The following is a 273-nucleotide window of genomic DNA, read 5'->3' on the forward strand; positions in this document are numbered from 1 at the left end:
GCCCCGCCACGAAGGCGGAGCGAGGTTTGGCACCATGATCCGAGGGGGATTCGAACCCTCGACCGTTCGCTTAGAAGGCGAATGCTCTATCCAGCTGAGCTATCGGACCAAAATAGACAAGTAGATTTTTACACTACTTGTCTAGTCTATCATATTTTTCTAATTGAAGCAATTATTGTCCTGTATAAGGATCAACATAAGAGGTTGTACCATCTGCACTCGCACCTCCCATTCCTGGGTCAGTCGTTCCATCTGCTGCGCCATCGTCTACAG

Annotated in this window: 1 tRNA gene; it reads right to left on the reverse strand. The window is 48.7% G+C overall.

Features of this window, described 5'->3' with window-relative positions:
- Positions 1-35 precede the first annotated feature (35 nt).
- A tRNA-Arg gene (locus ETC27_RS17965) sits at positions 36-109 on the reverse strand.
- Positions 110-273 lie beyond the last annotated feature (164 nt).

The organism is Onishia niordana, from assembly GCF_004798965.1.
Classification (GTDB): Bacteria; Pseudomonadota; Gammaproteobacteria; order Pseudomonadales; family Halomonadaceae; genus Onishia; species Onishia niordana.